This window comes from Rhizobium sp. 57MFTsu3.2 (assembly GCF_012932765.1).
In the GTDB taxonomy this organism is placed as follows: domain Bacteria; phylum Pseudomonadota; class Alphaproteobacteria; order Rhizobiales; family Rhizobiaceae; genus Rhizobium; species Rhizobium altiplani.
Genome location: NZ_JDWI01000018.1, coordinates 1 through 15650, shown reverse-complemented (window position 1 = coordinate 15650; position 15650 = coordinate 1). Strand labels below are relative to the sequence as shown.

The 15650-nt window shown below is 62.1% G+C and carries 20 protein-coding genes; 14 read left to right on the top strand and 6 right to left on the bottom strand.

The window, feature by feature from the left end; genetic code table 11:
* Positions 1-23: 23 nt before the first annotated feature.
* Positions 24-1106, bottom strand: coding sequence for a tetratricopeptide repeat protein (locus AF71_RS18750; RefSeq protein WP_018858890.1), 1083 nt, complete (start codon positions 1104-1106; stop codon positions 24-26).
* Positions 1107-1116: 10 nt separating this feature from the next.
* Positions 1117-1770 (bottom strand): thiamine phosphate synthase, encoded by a 654-nt coding sequence (locus AF71_RS18745; protein WP_112646227.1) that lies wholly within the window; start codon positions 1768-1770, stop codon positions 1117-1119.
* Positions 1771-1877: 107 nt separating this feature from the next.
* Here AF71_RS18745 and AF71_RS18740 point away from each other — a divergent pair, with 107 nt between their 5' ends.
* Positions 1878-2642, top strand: coding sequence for a sulfite exporter TauE/SafE family protein (locus AF71_RS18740; protein ID WP_018858892.1), 765 nt, complete (start codon positions 1878-1880; stop codon positions 2640-2642).
* Between the two features lie 69 nt (positions 2643-2711).
* The gene (locus AF71_RS18735; RefSeq protein WP_018858893.1) at positions 2712-2972 is read left to right on the top strand and encodes a metalloregulator ArsR/SmtB family transcription factor; all 261 of its coding nucleotides are present in this window, start codon (positions 2712-2714) and stop codon (positions 2970-2972) included.
* Between the two features lie 154 nt (positions 2973-3126).
* On the opposite strand, the gene AF71_RS18730 is transcribed toward AF71_RS18735, so the two are convergent.
* Positions 3127-3300 (bottom strand): DUF465 domain-containing protein, encoded by a 174-nt coding sequence (locus AF71_RS18730; protein WP_018858894.1) that lies wholly within the window; start codon positions 3298-3300, stop codon positions 3127-3129.
* Between the two features lie 230 nt (positions 3301-3530).
* On the opposite strand from AF71_RS18730, the gene AF71_RS18725 reads away from it, so the two are divergent.
* From AF71_RS18725 to AF71_RS18690, 8 genes are all read left to right on the top strand, one after another.
* A complete protein-coding gene (locus AF71_RS18725; protein ID WP_025660870.1) occupies positions 3531-3734 on the top strand; it encodes a DUF465 domain-containing protein in 204 nt (67 codons plus the stop codon).
* A gap of 16 nt (positions 3735-3750) precedes the next feature.
* Entirely contained in the window at positions 3751-4245 is a 495-nt protein-coding gene (gene purE, locus AF71_RS18720; protein ID WP_018858896.1) for a 5-(carboxyamino)imidazole ribonucleotide mutase, read from the top strand.
* Positions 4242-5318: a 5-(carboxyamino)imidazole ribonucleotide synthase gene (locus AF71_RS18715; protein ID WP_018858897.1), complete on the top strand. Its 1077-nt coding sequence runs from the start codon at positions 4242-4244 to the stop codon at positions 5316-5318. The genes purE and AF71_RS18715 overlap by 4 nt, the downstream gene beginning before the upstream one ends.
* Before the next feature lie 164 nt (positions 5319-5482).
* Positions 5483-5608, top strand: a complete 126-nt coding sequence (gene ykgO, locus AF71_RS18710) for a type B 50S ribosomal protein L36 (protein ID WP_003582204.1) — start codon at positions 5483-5485, stop codon at positions 5606-5608.
* Positions 5609-5711: 103 nt separating this feature from the next.
* Positions 5712-6326 (top strand): hypothetical protein, encoded by a 615-nt coding sequence (locus AF71_RS18705; RefSeq protein ID WP_112646231.1) that lies wholly within the window; start codon positions 5712-5714, stop codon positions 6324-6326.
* 63 nt (positions 6327-6389) lie between these two features.
* Entirely contained in the window at positions 6390-7463 is a 1074-nt protein-coding gene (locus AF71_RS18700) for an alpha/beta hydrolase (protein WP_169682584.1), read from the top strand.
* A 99-nt stretch (positions 7464-7562) separates the two neighbouring features.
* Entirely contained in the window at positions 7563-9302 is a 1740-nt protein-coding gene (gene ggt, locus AF71_RS18695) for a gamma-glutamyltransferase (RefSeq protein ID WP_169682582.1), read from the top strand.
* A gap of 142 nt (positions 9303-9444) precedes the next feature.
* Positions 9445-10419, top strand: a complete 975-nt coding sequence (locus AF71_RS18690; protein WP_018858901.1) for a threonine/serine dehydratase — start codon at positions 9445-9447, stop codon at positions 10417-10419.
* A 34-nt stretch (positions 10420-10453) separates the two neighbouring features.
* Here the strand turns inward: AF71_RS18690 and AF71_RS18685 are convergent, their stop codons facing one another.
* On the bottom strand, positions 10454-11251 hold the full coding sequence (locus AF71_RS18685) for an SDR family oxidoreductase (RefSeq protein ID WP_169682580.1): 798 nt from the start codon (positions 11249-11251) through the stop codon (positions 10454-10456).
* A 119-nt stretch (positions 11252-11370) separates the two neighbouring features.
* Here AF71_RS18685 and AF71_RS18680 point away from each other — a divergent pair, with 119 nt between their 5' ends.
* Positions 11371-12315: a GlxA family transcriptional regulator gene (locus AF71_RS18680; RefSeq protein WP_025660863.1), complete on the top strand. Its 945-nt coding sequence runs from the start codon at positions 11371-11373 to the stop codon at positions 12313-12315.
* On the opposite strand, the gene AF71_RS18675 is transcribed toward AF71_RS18680, so the two are convergent.
* On the bottom strand, positions 12306-13235 hold the full coding sequence (locus AF71_RS18675) for a LysR substrate-binding domain-containing protein (RefSeq protein WP_018858904.1): 930 nt from the start codon (positions 13233-13235) through the stop codon (positions 12306-12308). The genes AF71_RS18680 and AF71_RS18675 overlap by 10 nt on opposite strands.
* Positions 13236-13343: 108 nt before the next feature.
* Between AF71_RS18675 and AF71_RS18670 the strand changes: the two genes are divergently transcribed.
* From AF71_RS18670 to AF71_RS18660, 3 genes are read left to right on the top strand one after another with little or no spacing between them, the layout of a single operon-like run.
* Positions 13344-13763, top strand: coding sequence for a tautomerase family protein (locus tag AF71_RS18670; RefSeq protein ID WP_018858905.1), 420 nt, complete (start codon positions 13344-13346; stop codon positions 13761-13763).
* Positions 13760-14161, top strand: coding sequence for a cupin domain-containing protein (locus AF71_RS18665; RefSeq protein ID WP_169682578.1), 402 nt, complete (start codon positions 13760-13762; stop codon positions 14159-14161). Before AF71_RS18670 ends, AF71_RS18665 begins: the two co-directional genes overlap by 4 nt.
* The gene (locus AF71_RS18660; RefSeq protein ID WP_169682575.1) at positions 14158-14709 is read left to right on the top strand and encodes a DUF4865 family protein; all 552 of its coding nucleotides are present in this window, start codon (positions 14158-14160) and stop codon (positions 14707-14709) included. Before AF71_RS18665 ends, AF71_RS18660 begins: the two co-directional genes overlap by 4 nt.
* A gap of 1 nt (position 14710) precedes the next feature.
* On the opposite strand, the gene AF71_RS18655 is transcribed toward AF71_RS18660, so the two are convergent.
* A complete protein-coding gene (locus AF71_RS18655) occupies positions 14711-15346 on the bottom strand; it encodes a LysE family translocator (RefSeq protein WP_169682573.1) in 636 nt (211 codons plus the stop codon).
* Between the last annotated feature and the right edge of the window lie 304 nt (positions 15347-15650).

Sequence of the window (15650 nt, the reverse complement as noted above, 5' to 3'; positions counted from 1 at the left end):
TTCAGAGCCTTTCAGGGGTTAAATCACTGAAGCCGGCGGAATTTGTTGGCAGCATCGATGGCCGCCTTCTGCTGGTCGTCCTCGATGCCGAGATAGAAGTCTTCAAGTTCCGGGTCGGGCAGACCGGCGCGGCGCGACAGGACATACCATTTCGCGGCCTCGACAGGATCCGGCTTGGTTCCAAGCGCGTTGATATAGAGGTGCGCGAGCTTGTTCTGCGCAACGACGTTGCCACGATTGGCGGCAAGCCTCAGCCACTGGAAACCCTTGACGAAATCGCGCGGGCCGTTTTGACCGTTGACCAGCCAGATGCCAAGATCGACTTGGGCGGTGTCGAAGCCGGCATGCGCAGCACGTGCCATCCATTCGCGCGCCAGCTGCTTCTTTTCCTCCGGCAAGTCGGGCAGCGAGGCGTAAATCTCCGCCACCGCATACTGCGCGTCGGCGATGCCCTGTTCGGCAGACTTCTCATAATAAGGCAGGGCAAGCTTCAATCCCTTGTCGCCGGGATTGTCGGTCGTGAGGATCTGGCCCCAGTTGAATTGCGCCGAAGCATTTCCGCCATCGGCCGCCTTGTGCATGTATTCGTCGGCCTTGGCCTTGTCGCGCTTGACGTACCGGCCCTCGATCAGCATCAGCGCGTATTTGAACATTGCTGCAGCGTCGCCGCCTTCCGCACCCTTGCTGTACCAGAAGGCCGCGTTCTTCATGTCGCGTTTGACGCCCAGCCCGTCCGCCAGAAGCTCACCCATAAGCGTCTGCGCTGCCGGATCGCCGAGTTGTGCCCGGGCCAGAGCCTTTTCCATCGCCGTCAGATAGTAGCCGCGCTGATAGGCGCCGTAGGCCTCATCGACAACGCCCTTATAATCCTTTTCCGGCGGCAGGTCCGGCAACTTCGCACCCATGCGGTCGAAAACGCCAACGCCCGTCGAGGGTCCCGTGCCATCGGTCTGCGGCCGCCCGGCTTTGAGCGACTCTGGGGCGGTCGCCAGTGGCCGTGTCACGACATTGTCGACAACCTGGGCCGAAGCGCCATGGGTAAATCCCACCAAAATGGCGACAGTAAAGGCAGCGGACAGGCGCAGATGACGGGCTAGGATCGGCATGAGCGCGATATCAATCCTCAAACCGTGGCGCTTTTTCGTCCAAGAGCGCATTGATCTCGGCGACGATGGACGGCGCACGCCCGGCGTCCGCGAAAACCGCCAGCCGCAGCGCGACGAACTCCGCGCCGGTTTCGGCAACGGCCAGTGCGGAAGCTGGATCCGTACCGCCCATCACGATGCACGGGATCTCGATCATCGAAGCCCACCACTCGCCGAGCGCGAGGTTCTTGGGGTGCGCCTCCGGCTTGATGTCGCCGTCGAGCTTGCCGAAGAAGATGTAGTCCGGTCGCTCCTCGCCGATCTCCAGCGCATGGTGGCGATCAGCGGCATTGCCGCCGCCGACGATCAGCTTGTCGGCATACTTGTCGATCGCTTCGGAAATTTCGCTCGCCGGACCGGTCAGATGCAGGCCATCCGCCTTGCTGCGCCCGACGACGCGGCTGTCGCCCGCTAGCAGTGCGGCCGCACCTGACTCCTGAATGATGGGAACCAGCTTCTCGGCGTGCTTCTGGAACTCGCCGTCATTGAGGCTGTATTGCGGTACGATCACCGAGGCGACATCACCGCCCTTCAAGGCGTCGCCGACGATCTTCGCCTGCTCGTCGACATCGGCAATGTCGGGCGCGATCAGAACTAGGCGGCAGCGGTTTTCCGGTTCGGTCATGAACTCTTTCCATTTACAGCAGGACAGGTCGTTTTGCGGCCTATCTGCACTCGTCTCGTGTGAGTAGTTCCGTTAGACGGGACTGGCAAGTGGAGGATTTCAAAAGCATGCCGATGGACTTGTCATTTTACTACGCCGCCGTTCCTGCTGTCATCCTCGTCGGATTGGCGAAAGGCGGCATGGGTGATGCCTTGTCGCTGATCGGATTGCCGTTTCTCGCTCTCGTCGTCTCGCCCGTTCAGGCCGCCGCGATCCTGCTCCCGATCCTCGTTTTCATGGACATGATCTCGCTCGTGATCTGGCGCGGACACGGCGACTGGACAACGCTGAAGATCATGCTGCCGGGCGCATTGTTCGGCATCGGGCTCGGCTGGGCGACTTCGGCGCTCGTTCCAGGCAGTGCGCTTCGCGTCGTCATCGGCGCGGTCACCATCCTCTTTTGCCTTCGTTACTTCTGGAACAACTTCGGCCCGGCAGCCGGAAAGCATACGCCGCCTCGAGCCCAACGGCCGCTGCTTGCGACGACGTGGGGGAGCCTGTCCGGCTATGGCAGCTTCGTCGCTCATGCCGGCGGAGCACCGTTCCAGATCTATGCCTTGCCGCTGCAGATGCAGCCACGGGAGTATACGGGAACCAGCGTCCGCTTCTTCGCAATTCTCAACGCCGTCAAGCTCATACCCTACTTCGCGCTCGGCCAGCTCGACACGCAGAACCTCTCCACATCGGCCACGCTGCTGCCGTTCGCGCCGCTTGCGACGATTGCCGGCGCCTGGTGCGTGCGCCGGATGAAGCCCGCGATCTTCTACCCTTTCATGTACGCCATGGCGCTCATTGCCGCCGTCCTGATCGCGAAGGAAGGCTTGGGATTCTGACAATTTTGGGTTTCGTTGCGTCGCACAATTTCCTTGCCCGATTGCGCCGTTTGACGTAGCGTTTTCGCTATGTCGAACGTGGATCCCTTCACCGCGATAGCCGACCCTCACCGGCGCTTCCTGCTGGAGGAGTTGCGACGCGCGCCGAAGACCGTGAGCGAACTTGCCGAGGGGTTGCCGATCAGCCGCCCCGCCGTCTCCCAGCACCTCAAGGCGCTGCTGGACTGCAATCTGGTTTCGGTGACCGCAGAAGGCACCCGACGCATTTATGCGGTCAACAATCGCGGCTTCGACAGGCTCAATCTCTGGCTCGATCAGTTCTGGGCCTAGCCCGACCGCTCAAACGAAGGACGCCGGCTCGCGACTTTCCGTCGGAGCCGGCGCCATAACCGCCTGTCGAGCACGAACTGGTCTAAGCTTTTGGTGAAATTGGAGTTTTGCCCTCCTCGCCTAGGGCCGCGTTCGTTGATTTATTGCATCCTACTCAATGGAAGGATGATTTAAGGCGCTCAATCTCGTCCTTGATCCGCAATTTTCTGCGTTTGCACTCAGCTACTTCATTATCGTTTCGGGAGGGGGATGTCATAAGCGAATGCAACTCCTCCTCGAGAGCAACATGCTTTTTCTGGAGTGACTCAAGATGAGCTTGAACAGTCATTTGACCCTTCCTTCCTCTTACCTCTCCCCGGCCAACACCGCCGGAGATCCAAGGCGTCAACCCTTCGACTGTGACATATTTTTGAAGCCTTGTCGAAGGTGAAAGCAAGGAGAACACGTGGCAAAATCATGACGAACAGCCGCTAGCCGTTACCTCCAATTGGTGATAGGAGCTTGCGGAAATTATCGGCAGAACGGACGATGTCCGAAGACGGTTATGGGGAATGCAAAATGGCCGATCAGGAACAGGCGGAAATCAGGCTCATGGTCGCAAGACTGCGCCAGGAGCACGAGGATTACGACGCCGCCATCAACGCCATGATTGCCACTGGATGCGACGCATTGCGCATCCAGCGCATGAAGAAGAAGAAATTGGTCATCAAGGACAAGCTGTCCAAGCTGGAAGACCAGATCATCCCTGACATCATCGCCTGAAGGGAACGCCGTGACGATGACAGACAGACCATCCGTTGCCATCATCATGGGAAGCCAGTCCGATTGGGAGACCATGAAGAACGCCGCCGACACGCTGGAGGCGCTCGAAATTCCCTATGATGCGCGCATAATATCGGCCCACCGCACACCGGATCGCCTGGTGAACTTCGCAAAGTCCGCCCGCGATGAAGGCTTCAAGGTGATCATTGCTGGCGCCGGCGGCGCGGCCCACCTTCCCGGCATGGCCGCAGCCATGACGCCGCTGCCAGTTTTCGGCGTCCCGGTCCAATCCAAGGCACTGTCAGGTCAGGACAGTCTTCTTTCCATCGTCCAGATGCCGGGCGGCATCCCGGTCGGCACGCTTGCCATCGGCAAGGCGGGTGCGATCAACGCTGCTCTTCTGGCAGCAGCCGTACTGGCATTGTCGGACGAAGAGATTGCCGACCGGCTCGACGAATGGCGCGAGCGCCAGAGCGCCGCGGTAGCCGAATATCCGATGGACGACCTATGACAGTAAGAACGATCGGCATCATTGGCGGCGGCCAGCTCGGCCGCATGCTTGCCATGGCCGCTGCACGACTGAACTTCCGCACCGTCGTCCTGGAACCGCAGGCCGACTGTCCAGCAGCGCAGGTCGCCAACGGACAGATCGTCGCCGCCTACGACGATCCTGCAGCGCTGGCCGAACTTGCGAAGGCTTGCGACGTCGTTACCTATGAGTTCGAGAATGTCCCGGTAACCGCCGCCGAAACCCTTGCAAGCAAGGTCCCGGTCTATCCACCGCCGAAGGCTCTCGAGGCCGCACAGGATCGGCTGGTCGAAAAGCGCTTCATCAATGGATGCGGCATCCCGACGGCGGGCTTCCACGCGGTCGACAGCCAAGCCGATCTCGAAGCGGCCCTGAAGGACTTCGGCGGACGCGGCGTTCTCAAGACCCGCCGCCTCGGCTATGACGGCAAGGGACAGAGAGTATTCCGCTCCGCAGCCGATGCGCCGGATGGCGCCTTTGCAGCACTCGGCAACGTGCCGCTCATTCTCGAGAGCTTCGTTGCCTTCGAGCGCGAGATCTCGATCATCGCGGCGCGCGCGGCCGACGGCACCGTCGCCTGCTACGACCCAGCCGAAAACATTCACCGCAATGGCATCCTGCACACGTCGACCATACCCGCGTCCATCGCTGCGGAAACGGCAGCCGCCGCCAGCGAAGCCGCCGAGAAGATCCTGGCGGCGCTCGGCTATGTCGGTGTCATCGGCATCGAATTCTTCGTGCTCGCGGACGGCAGCCTGATCGCCAATGAAATGGCGCCCCGTGTCCACAACTCCGGTCACTGGACGGAAGCCGCTTGCGTTGTCTCGCAATTCGAGCAGCATATCCGTGCCGTCGCCGGCATGCCGCTCGGCAATGCCGACCGCCACTCGGACTGCGTCATGCAGAACCTGATCGGTGACGATATTCTGGCCCTGCCCGACTGGCTGCAGCGACCCGACACGCTGGTCCACCTCTACGGCAAGACGGAATCCCGCCCCGGCCGCAAGATGGGCCACGTCACCACGTTGACCGCAAAATTGCCGGTTTTTCCCTGACAAAAGCCGCTTCGGCCCCGGGAAAAACACCGTCATGTGGTTGACACAGCGGAACCGTCGGGTTATCTGCACGCCCAACCTGAAGAGCGCGCCCTGAGCGCGCTTTTGAATGTAATAGATACGGGCGAATGTGAATTCCCCCTCAAACATCGCGGATCAAAACAATGAAGATCAAGAATTCGCTCAAGTCGCTCAAGGCTCGTCATCGTGACAACCGCCTGGTTCGCCGCAAGGGCCGCATCTACATCATCAACAAGCTGAATCCGCGCTACAAGGCTCGTCAGGGCTGATATAGCGCGCCTGTACGGCTTCGTGGCATTCTGCGCCCGCCGTCCGGGGATTGCTTCTGCAATCAAATCAAATTGCTTTGATCTTCAGCGATGGCGGGCTACTATGTCCGCCATGCGTTTTTTTGCTATGACCTGCGCGGCGTTGCCGCTGTCCCTTTTCTTGTTCGCTCCTGTTTTCCCTGCCGCAGCTGCGGACAAGGATGTCATCGTCGAGCAGCCGGACGCAAACCTCTCACCCAAGCAGCATGTGAATCAGCTCTTCGAACAGCTGAAGCGCGAGCGCGACCCTGACAAAGCAAGCGGTATCGCCGATGAAATCCGTACCGAGTGGAACGACTCGGGCAGCGCGACCGTTAATCTCCTGATGCAGTGGGCCGACAAGGCGATCCAGGAGAAGCGCACCGCCGCCGCCCTCGACTTCCTCGATCAGGCGATCGCCCTCAAGCCGGATTACGCAGAGAGCTGGAATCGCCGGGCGACGCTCAACTACGCCAATGACAACTATCGCAAGTCCATGTCCGACATCGAGCGCGTGCTTGACATCGAGCCCCGCCACTTCGGCGCGCTCTCCGGCATGGCCGCCATTCTAATGGAAACGGGCAACGACGCGCTGGCCCTGAAAGCCTGGGAGCGTTTCCTGGCGATCTATCCTGCCAATCGAAGCGCCCAGGAGCAGATGAATACACTCTCCGAAAAGCTGGCCGGCAGCCGCACCTGATCTTGACGGCGGCGCGCGCAGCCCAATCTTAGCCTCGGTTACGTGATTTCAGCAGATATTGCCATGCTTGCCGAAGCCTCCGCTTTCATTGCCTCTGTTGCCGCCGCTGTCGGCTACTCCGTCTACATGGAACGGCAGTTCGAGGCCAACTATCCCAACATTGGCGAACGTACCGATATCGGCGGTTACCAGCTGAATGCCGTCCATGTTCCACGTCCCGAAACCGCCGATCTACCGCCGCTGGTCTTTATCCATGGAGCAGGCGGCAACCTGCTCGATCAAGTCGGCGCCTTCCTGGGACCGCTTCACGGCCGCGCCGAGATGCTGTTCGTCGACCGGCCGGGTCATGGCTACTCGGAACGCGGCGGTCCCGAGAATGCCCTGCCGTCCGGACAGGCGGATGCGATCGCAACGCTGATGGAGAAGCGGGGAATCAAACGAGCCGTCATCGTTGGCCACTCCTTCGGCGGCGCCATCGCGGCCGCCTTCGGCGTGCGCCATCCCGACAAGACGGAAGGCCTGCTCTTTCTCGCCCCCGCGACTCATCCCTGGCCGGGCGGCATCGATTGGTATTATCACCTGGCTGCAATGCCCATGCTCGGCTGGCTCTTTACCCACGCCATTGTCGTGCCGCTAGGTTTGCGACGGCTGGAGCAGGCGACGATGAACGTCTTCCGTCCCAATCCGCGCCCGGAAGACTATATCGCGAAGACAGGCCCCACCTTGGCGCTGCGTCCGCGCGCCTTCTACAACAACGCCATCGACTGCACCCGCCTGCTGGCTTACCTCAAGGCGCATTCTCCGCAATATTCCAGGATCACCGCACCTGCTGTCATCATCACCGGTGACAGCGATGCCATCGTCTGGGAACACATTCATTCGCAGGGGCTGGCCCGTGATATCGCCGGCTCCGAACTAGTGAAGATACAGGGCCTCGGCCACAAGCCGGACTATATGGTCACCGACGTCGCCATTGCCGCCATGGAGAAGATCGGCGGCGCCGCTCGCGACCTCCAGGCCGCCGCCCGCCAGGCCGAGCACCGCCTGGGGCATGAAAAGCCCGCGCGGCCAACAGACATTGTCGCGCCCTTCGGCGATCCAGCCAGCCTGTCCGGGCCCGTCGCAACCGAAAACTAACCTTTCAGCAACGGAACACACACCACTGCTGAGCGCGGTGCATTGCCGAGCGCTCGTTGCGTCCCATATCCATCGCACCGTCATGCTTTGAGGGAAGTCATGGATCAGCCCAACATCAGAATATTCGCGGTTGCCGCCGCACTGTCGCTCTCGCTTGCACCGTCGGCGTTCGCCGCCTCGCCCGCGCCCGCTGAAGCCGAGCATGGCATGGTCGTAACCGCCCAGCATCTGGCGACCGACATCGGCGTCGATGTGCTGAAGAACGGCGGCAATGCCGTCGATGCCGCGGTTGCCGTTGGCTACGCCCTCGCCGTCGTCTATCCGACGGCCGGCAACATCGGCGGCGGCGGTTTCATGACGATCCGGCTGAAGGACGGGGAGATGACATTTCTCGACTTCCGCGAGCGCGCGCCGCTCGCAGCCACCAAGACGATGTATCTCGATGCCAAGGGCGATATCGTTCCCCGCGCCAGCCTCGACGGCTATCTCGCCGTCGGCGTGCCCGGATCCGTGATGGGCTTCGAGACGGCGCGAGAAAAATACGGCACGAAGTCGCGACAGGATCTGCTGGCGCCGGCCATTCGCTACGCCAAGGAAGGCTTCACGCTGGAACAAGGCGACGTGGCCAACATTTCCGGCAGCGCCAAGAGGCTTGCGAAGGATGAAGCCGCTGCAAAGATCTTCCTGAAAGCAGAAGGAAAGCCATACGCCGCAGGCGAAAAACTGGTGCAACCCGACCTCGCCGCCGTTCTTTCCAGCATCGCCGACAAAGGGCCCGACGCTTTCTATAAGGGCATGCCGGCCGACGCGATCACCAAGACGAGCCAGGCGAAGGGCGGCATTCTCGCCAAGGAGGATTTCGAGCAGTACGCGGTGCGAGAACTGAAGCCCGTCGAATGCAGCTACCGCGGTTATGACATCATCTCCTCGCCTCCCCCCTCCTCCGGTGGCGTCATCATCTGCGAAATCCTCAACGTGCTCGAGGATTACCCGCTCTCCTTCCTCGGCTACGGTTCTGCTGAGACGGTTCACCTGATGGTAGAGGCGATGCGCCATGCCTATGTCGACCGCAACGCTGCCCTCGGCGATCCCGACTTCGTGGAGAACCCGATGTCGACATTGCTCGACAAGAGCTACGCCAAGGCGATCCGCGCCAAGATCGATCCCTATAAATCCGGCACGTCGGCCGACCTGAAGCCGCTCGGAGCCAAGGAAAGCGTCGAGACCACGCATTATTCCATCATCGACGATGAAGGAAATGCCGTCGCGGTCACCTATACGCTGAATGGTTCCTTCGGCGCTGGCGTTGTCGCGCCCGGCACCGGCATCCTGCTCAACAACGAGATGGACGACTTCACCTCGAAGCCTGGCGTTCCGAACCTCTACGGTCTCGTTCAGGGCGAGGCCAATGCGATTGCACCGAAGAAGACGCCGCTCTCCTCGATGAGCCCGACGATCGTGACCAAGGACGGCAAGCCCTTCATGGTCATCGGCAGCCCCGGTGGATCGCGCATCATCACCATCACCCTCGAGGCGATCCTCAACGTCATCGATTTCGGCATGGACATCAGCCAGGCGGTCAACGCCCCACGCATTCACCACCAATGGCAGCCTGACAAGATCTATCTCGAGCCCTACACGCTCTCGCCTGATACGATCCGGGCGCTGATCGCCATGGGCCATACACTGGATGACGGCAGCGGCCCGCCGCAATGGGGGCAGGCCGCCGGCATCCTTGTCGGCGGAAAGAGCCTCGCCGATATCGAGAAGGGTGGCGGCGCACGCTACAACGGCGCGATGGACAGCCGCGCCTCCGAGGGCTCCGCCGGCGGATACTGATTGTCGGATGCGAGCGCGGAGGTAGTCGCCGTTGATGCTGGCGCGTAGTATGGCGCTTTTCGTGTCACGGTGACAAAGTCGTCGTTCACAAGCATCACGTGTAGCCTTATGCAGGGGCGTACCGTCATTCGAAAGAGTCTCTATGACCAGCATTGAAATGATCGTTGCCGCCCGCGCCCGTCTGCGCGGACATGCGCGCCGCACGCCCCTTCTCTCCTCTCCCTTCATCGACGAGCTTGCCGGACGGCGGGTGTTCGTGAAGGCCGAGTGCCTCCAACATACCGGCTCCTTCAAATTCCGCGGAGGCTGGTCCGCCGTTTCCGCACTCGATTCGGCCGTACGCGCGCACGGTGTCATCGCTTTCTCGTCAGGCAATCACTCGCAGGGTGTGGCGCTCGCCGCCAAGCTTCATGGCGTGCCTTCGGTGATCATCATGCCGTCGGACGCCCCGAAACTGAAGATTGCCAACACCCGCGCCCTCGGCGCCGAAGTCGTGCTCTACGACCGCGCCACACAGGATCGCGACGCCATCGGCGCCAAGCTTTCGGGCGAACGCAAGCTGACCCTGATCAAGCCGTTCGACGAGCCCCAGGTGATCGCCGGCCAGGGCACGACGGGTCTCGAGATCGCCGAACAGGCGGAAGAGGAAGGCATCAAGGCTGCCGAGGTGCTGGTGCCCTGCGGCGGCGGCGGCCTGACGTCGGGGATCGCGCTTGCGCTCGAGGCTAGCGCGCCTGCGTTCCGCGTGCGTCCCTGCGAGCCTGAAGGCTTCGACGATACGACACGGTCGCTGGCCTCAGGCAAGATCGAGCGCAACGCGGCGATGACCGGCTCCATCTGCGATGCGATCATTACCCCACAGCCCGGCAATATCACCTTCCCGATCCTGCAGCGCCTTGCCGGCCCCGGTATCGTCGTGACAGACGAGGAGGCGCTTCGCGCCATGGTGATAGCCTTTGTGCGGCTGAAGATTGTCGTCGAACCGGGCGGCGCGGTCGCCCTTGCCGCAGCGCTGTTCCACGGCGATGAGATGGAGGAAGACAACGTCGTCGTCGTCACCTCGGGAGGCAACGTCGACGCCGATATCTTCGCCGGCGCACTGGCCCGGCACGGGTAGAGGCAGAACAAGCCTGCCCACCCCGTCTCTTACGCTACGCAGCCTTGTAGCGCGTCGCGGGTGCCGACCGTGACAGGTTCGGCATCAGCGCCTGGCGTGCATCCTCGTAGGCCTTCAGCAATCCGGCATCCTCGAGCGCCGGGATCGTCGCGAATTCACCTTGGTCAAAGCCGGAAAGAGACGCATCCACCATGTCTTCCGCCTGCATGACGATCTCGGTCGGCAGGTGTTCGACCGGCGTACCGGCAATGCCCCAGAATTCGGTCGCCGTCGCCCCCGGCAGCACCGCCTGAACGCGGATATTCTTATCCGCCAGCTCGTGCTTCAGCGATTGGCTGAAAGCAAGAACGAACGCTTTGCTTGCCCCATAGACCCCATTCAGAACTTCAGGCGCGATCGCCACGATCGACGCAATGTTGATGATCGAGCCGCCGCCGCGGGCCGTGAAACCGGGCACGACTGCGTAGGTCAGCCGCATCAGCGCTGTAACGTTGAGATCGACCATCGCCTGCATCTTGTCGACATCGGAGGCCAGCAGCGGCGCGGTGCCGCCGACGCCGGCATTGTTGACCAGAAGGGTGATGCTGCGGTCGTTCTTCAACACCGCCTCGACACGCGCCAGATCAGCCTTGTTGCCGAGATCGGCAGGCACCGTTTCAACCGTCCTGCCCGTCTCCCGGGTCAACTTGGTCGCAAGCTCGGAAAGGCGCTCGGCATTGCGCGCGACTAGAATGAGATCGTAACCCCGCTTTGCGAGCCGGTGGGCGTAGATGGCGCCGATCCCCGATGATGCGCCCGTAACGAGTGCGGTTCCTTTGTGCTGCTCGGTCATTGTCGTTCTCCGTGTTGGGCGACAGCGCCTGCTGTTGGCCTGAGGAGAGTCTTACGCCTGATTGCCAATGTCTTGAATGTCATATAAACAACCTTTTAGGACAAACGGAGTTTCGAGCCATGCAGCGCATTGCCGTCCTGCTCTTTCCCGGCTTTCAGATGATGAGCCTCGCCGCCATCTCCGCCTTCGAGTTCACCAACCTCGAACTCGGCGAACAGGTCTACGACATCGCCTATCTCTCCGAGACCGGTGGGCCGGTGCGCGGCTCCTTCGGCGTCACGATGGAGACGACGCGGTTCGACGACCCCACTTTCGATACGCTGCTGGTGTCGGGCGCCGTCGGCATCAAGCTGCCGACCCCACGAGAAGGCGAATTCATCCGCAACGCGCTTGCCGCCTCCCGCCGCGTCGCTTCGATCTGCACCGGTGCATTTCTGCTTGCCGACGCGGGTGTGCTGGACGGCCGGCGCGCCACGACGCATTGGCTGCTCGCTCGAGAGCTGCAATCGCGCTACCCCAAGGTCAGGCTCGAGGAGGATCGCATCTTCATCATCGACGGCTCTGTCTGGAGCTCGGCGGGCATGACAGCCGGGGTCGATCTGGCACTTGCCATGGTTGAGAAGGATCACGGCGCCGACATCGCCCGCGCCGTTGCCCGCAAGCTCGTCGTCTACCACCGCCGGGCCGGCGGCCAGTCGCAGTTTTCCGCGCTGTTGGAACTGGAACCCAAATCGGACAGGATCCAGAAGGCGCTGGCCCATGCGCGCAGCAACCTGAAGAACACGCTATCCGTCGAAGAACTGGCAGAAGCAGCGGCGCTCAGCCCCCGCCAGTTCAGTCGGACCTTCCGCGCCGAGACAGGGCAATCGCCCGCAAAAGCGGTGGAGAACCTGCGCCTCGAGGCGGCCCGGCTGATGATGGAACAGGGCCGGCATCCGATCGACGTCGTTGCCACGGAGACAGGCTTCGCGGATCGTGAGAGGATGCGACGCGCATTCCTGCGCGCTTTCGGCCAGCCACCGCAAGCGATCCGCCGCAACGCGCAGCGCGAATATCAGGCATAGGCTCTTGCCGCCGGGCGGACTGCCTGCGGCACGACATCAGCGACGGCCTCCCGCACCGATTGCAACATGATGGACGCAAGCCGCGCCGTCGCCGGCCCAGGCTCCGCCTCGGCGCGATGCAGGACGAGACCGAGCGAGGAAAGCTCCGGCAAGCCGGCTGCGTCTGCGACAAGCGGCTTGACCTTTCGCGGCAGCCCGATCGGTGTGCGGATGGTAATGCCGAGCCCAGCGGCCGTCGCCGCCCACAATCCGCCGAGGCTCGGACTGACGAAGGCAAGCCGCCACGGAATGCCCGCCGCGTCGAGCGCCTTGGTCGCCGCGGAGCGCAACAGGCACGGGGCTTCCAGCGAGGCGAGCGGCATCGGTTCGCCGCCGCCGAGGCTCCAGTCAACAGCTGCTTCCGCCGGCCCGATCCAACGCATCGGGACTTCGGCGATCTGCTCGCAATGCGGCGTCAGCGTGCCATCGCTCCACGCGAGTGCCAGATCGAGCTTTCCTGATGTGACGCGCTCGATCAGTTCGACATTGCGCACCACGCGCGCCTCGATGCGGACCTTCGGATGCGCGCGCGCAAAACGGCCGAGCACGTCGGGCAACAAGACCTCGCCGAAATCCTCCTGCAATCCGAGCCTCACCCAGCCTTCGAGCTCGATGCTCTTTACCGCTGCAGCCGCTTCGTCGTTGAGTTCCAGCAGCCGCCGCGCATAGGCCAGCATCGTCTCGCCGGCATCGGTGAGCGCAAGGCCGCGCCCCGCCTTGCGGAAGATCGGCGTGCCCGCCTGCTCCTCGAGCTTCTTCAACTGAGCGCTGACCGCCGAGGTCGAGCGGCCGAGCCGGTCAGCCGCTCGCGCGAAGTTGCCGAGCTCCATTCCGGTCGCAAAGGTTCTGAGAACATCGAGATCGAAGATCGTCCGTCGCATCACTTTCGTCCCGTTTTTGTGAATCGTATGTTCAAACAATTCTGATTTTCAGCATTATCGTGGCGTGCGATGCTTCTCCTGTCAAGAATTCACTCAAAGGAACTCGCCATGCCTTTTGTTCGTATCTCTCTACTGCGCGGCAAGTCGCCGGAGTATTTGCGCGCTGTTGCGGACAGCATTCATCGCGCCATGGTCGAGACGTTCAACGTGCCGCCCGCCGATCGTTTCCAGATCATCCACCAGCATGAACCGGGCGAACTGATCTTCGACCGCAACTATCTTGCCGGACCGCGTTCCGACGACTTCGTGCTTTTCGCCATCACCGCCGGAAAGCCGCGCTCGACCGAGACCCGCCAGGCCTTTTTCAAGCGGGCCACCGAGCTTCTCGGACAATCGCCGGGAATCCGGCCGGAAGACATCATGATCGTCGTCACCACCACATCACCGGATGAATGGTCGTTCGGCGACGGAAAGGCGCAGATGAGCGAACCCGGCTGGGAAGCCCGCGCCTTCGGGAGTGCGGCATGATGGGCAACCCTGAACGTATGACGATCCAGCGTCCGGGCAATGCCGTCCGCTCGCCCGTTGATATTGCCACCGCACCCTTCTGGGTGGAGATGCTGCTGGAAGGAACAGCCGACGGCGAGAACACGGCGATGCGGGCGACGCTCGATCCGGGCACGATCACACGCTGGCACAGGCATCCGCGCGGGCAGCTGCTCTATGTTCTATCAGGCAAGGGTCTGGCGCAACGCGAAGGTGGGGCAGTCGACGAATTGCTGGTCGGAGATGCTGTCTGGTTCGCCGCCGGCGAGAAGCATTGGCACGGCGCCGGACACGACAGCCCGTTCAGCTATCTCAGTATTCAGGCAACCGAAGCCGGCCGCAACGTCGACTGGCTTGAGCCGGTGGAGATCCTCTCATGATGGCGATGCAGTACAGCTTCACCCTTCCGGCCGATTACGACATGTCGATCATCGACCGGCGCATCCGCGACAAGGGACCGATGCTGGACGGATTTCCCGGTCTCGGCTTCAAGGCCTACCTCAGTGCCCGCAGAGGCGAGTTCGGATCCCGCGAAAACCTCTATGCGCCCTTCTATCTCTGGCAGCAGCCGGAGCGCGCCAGCGACTTTCTTACCGGCACCGGCTTCGAGGGACTGATGCAGTCCTTCGGCTGGCCTCGCGTGAAGACCTGGATCGCATGGCACGCGGAAACCGCCTCCGCGATTGCAGAGGCAAAATTCGTTACCACAGAGATAGTCGCCATCGAGCCCTATTCCGCGCTCGCCGAGATCAGAGACGTGGAGGTCAGGCAGGCGCAACGAGAAGCACGACAGGCCGACGTCCTGGCCTCGGTTTCGGCCTTCGAGCCGACCAACTGGACGCTGGTGCGCTTCAGCTTGCGCCGATCGGCGCCGCTCATTGCAGGTTCAGGCCAGATCTATCGTGTCGGACACGTATCACTGCCCTAAATCAGGCCGCCGCCCGACGATAGAGCGCAAGCGAACCGGCCAACGCCAACAGCGCGCAGCCGCAGGCGCGCTCAAGCCACAACGCGCCGTTCGTCGTGAGGAATCGGACGGCCTGCACGCCGAACACGGCATAGGCCAGCATGATGATGAAATCGAGGGAGGCGAACACCAGTGCCAGCACGCCATACTGCGTTGCCTGCAGGCCGGTCGGATCGATGAACTGCGGTAGGAAGGCCGAAAAGAAGAGGTAGCCCTTCGGATTGGTGACTGCGACCATGAAGCTCTTCAACGCGATCGAAACCGGCGTCCCGCCCGCATCCGCCGCCCCCTGCCTCAACGCCGCATCGATCGTGCCTTTCGACCAGAGCATCATGATCCCGAGAAACGCCAGATAGGCTGCCCCAACGTACTTCAGGGCCGAGAACCAGAATTCGGAAGCCGCGAGCAGTGCCCCGAGACCGATCGCAACGGCGCCGATCAGGACAAAATCCGAGAGCACCGCTCCAACCATGCCGGCAGCGGCACGCCTGACACCGTAGCGGGAGCCGTTGGTCATTGCCAGGAGTACGGTCGGCCCCGGCGTGGCAATACCCACGAAGGAAACGACTGCGAACGCAAGAAGTGTGACTGTCTGCATGGTGCCCTCCCGATCTCTGCAGGGGAAACTTGCACGTGCATCGGCCATACACAAGGGGCGTGGGCTGACTGAAATCGGCATAGGGGGCGCTCGATGTGATCGCACCCCTGCCACACCACCCGGCATGCGGGTCCGCACCAGGCGGTTCGAGAGATTGAGGTTAGACGAGCCTGGGCATTCCAAGTTGGTCAGCCCATCTAATGGTGAGGGTGGCGTTAAGGAGCTTGCCGCTGTTGCGCCACCAGCGACCGGCATTTGCTGCCACTTGCTGGGCCACCCCAGGTTTGGCTCCCCTTGCCATCAT

Excerpts from the sequence above, each read along its gene's own strand:
- ykgO (WP_003582204.1), top strand. The coding sequence starts at position 5,483 with ATGAAGATCAAGAATTCGCTCAAGTCGCTCAAGGCTCGTCATCGTGAC.
- AF71_RS18730 (WP_018858894.1), bottom strand. The coding sequence starts at position 3,300 with ATGACTGTTCAAGCTCATCTTGAGTCACTCCAGAAAAAGCATGTTGCT.
- AF71_RS18675 (WP_018858904.1), bottom strand. The coding sequence starts at position 13,235 with ATGCGACGGACGATCTTCGATCTCGATGTTCTCAGAACCTTTGCGACC.
- AF71_RS18705 (WP_112646231.1), top strand. The coding sequence starts at position 5,712 with ATGTCCGCCATGCGTTTTTTTGCTATGACCTGCGCGGCGTTGCCGCTG.
- purE (WP_018858896.1), top strand. The coding sequence starts at position 3,751 with ATGACAGACAGACCATCCGTTGCCATCATCATGGGAAGCCAGTCCGAT.
- AF71_RS18655 (WP_169682573.1), bottom strand. The coding sequence starts at position 15,346 with ATGCAGACAGTCACACTTCTTGCGTTCGCAGTCGTTTCCTTCGTGGGT.
- AF71_RS18680 (WP_025660863.1), top strand. The coding sequence starts at position 11,371 with ATGCAGCGCATTGCCGTCCTGCTCTTTCCCGGCTTTCAGATGATGAGC.
- AF71_RS18725 (WP_025660870.1), top strand. The coding sequence starts at position 3,531 with ATGGCCGATCAGGAACAGGCGGAAATCAGGCTCATGGTCGCAAGACTG.
- AF71_RS18740 (WP_018858892.1), top strand. The coding sequence starts at position 1,878 with ATGCCGATGGACTTGTCATTTTACTACGCCGCCGTTCCTGCTGTCATC.
- AF71_RS18700 (WP_169682584.1), top strand. The coding sequence starts at position 6,390 with ATGCTTGCCGAAGCCTCCGCTTTCATTGCCTCTGTTGCCGCCGCTGTC.
- AF71_RS18690 (WP_018858901.1), top strand. The coding sequence starts at position 9,445 with ATGACCAGCATTGAAATGATCGTTGCCGCCCGCGCCCGTCTGCGCGGA.
- ggt (WP_169682582.1), top strand. The coding sequence starts at position 7,563 with ATGGATCAGCCCAACATCAGAATATTCGCGGTTGCCGCCGCACTGTCG.
- AF71_RS18660 (WP_169682575.1), top strand. The coding sequence starts at position 14,158 with ATGATGGCGATGCAGTACAGCTTCACCCTTCCGGCCGATTACGACATG.
- AF71_RS18715 (WP_018858897.1), top strand. The coding sequence starts at position 4,242 with ATGACAGTAAGAACGATCGGCATCATTGGCGGCGGCCAGCTCGGCCGC.
- AF71_RS18750 (WP_018858890.1), bottom strand. The coding sequence starts at position 1,106 with ATGCCGATCCTAGCCCGTCATCTGCGCCTGTCCGCTGCCTTTACTGTC.
- AF71_RS18735 (WP_018858893.1), top strand. The coding sequence starts at position 2,712 with ATGTCGAACGTGGATCCCTTCACCGCGATAGCCGACCCTCACCGGCGC.
- AF71_RS18665 (WP_169682578.1), top strand. The coding sequence starts at position 13,760 with ATGATGGGCAACCCTGAACGTATGACGATCCAGCGTCCGGGCAATGCC.
- AF71_RS18685 (WP_169682580.1), bottom strand. The coding sequence starts at position 11,251 with ATGACCGAGCAGCACAAAGGAACCGCACTCGTTACGGGCGCATCATCG.
- AF71_RS18670 (WP_018858905.1), top strand. The coding sequence starts at position 13,344 with ATGCCTTTTGTTCGTATCTCTCTACTGCGCGGCAAGTCGCCGGAGTAT.
- AF71_RS18745 (WP_112646227.1), bottom strand. The coding sequence starts at position 1,770 with ATGACCGAACCGGAAAACCGCTGCCGCCTAGTTCTGATCGCGCCCGAC.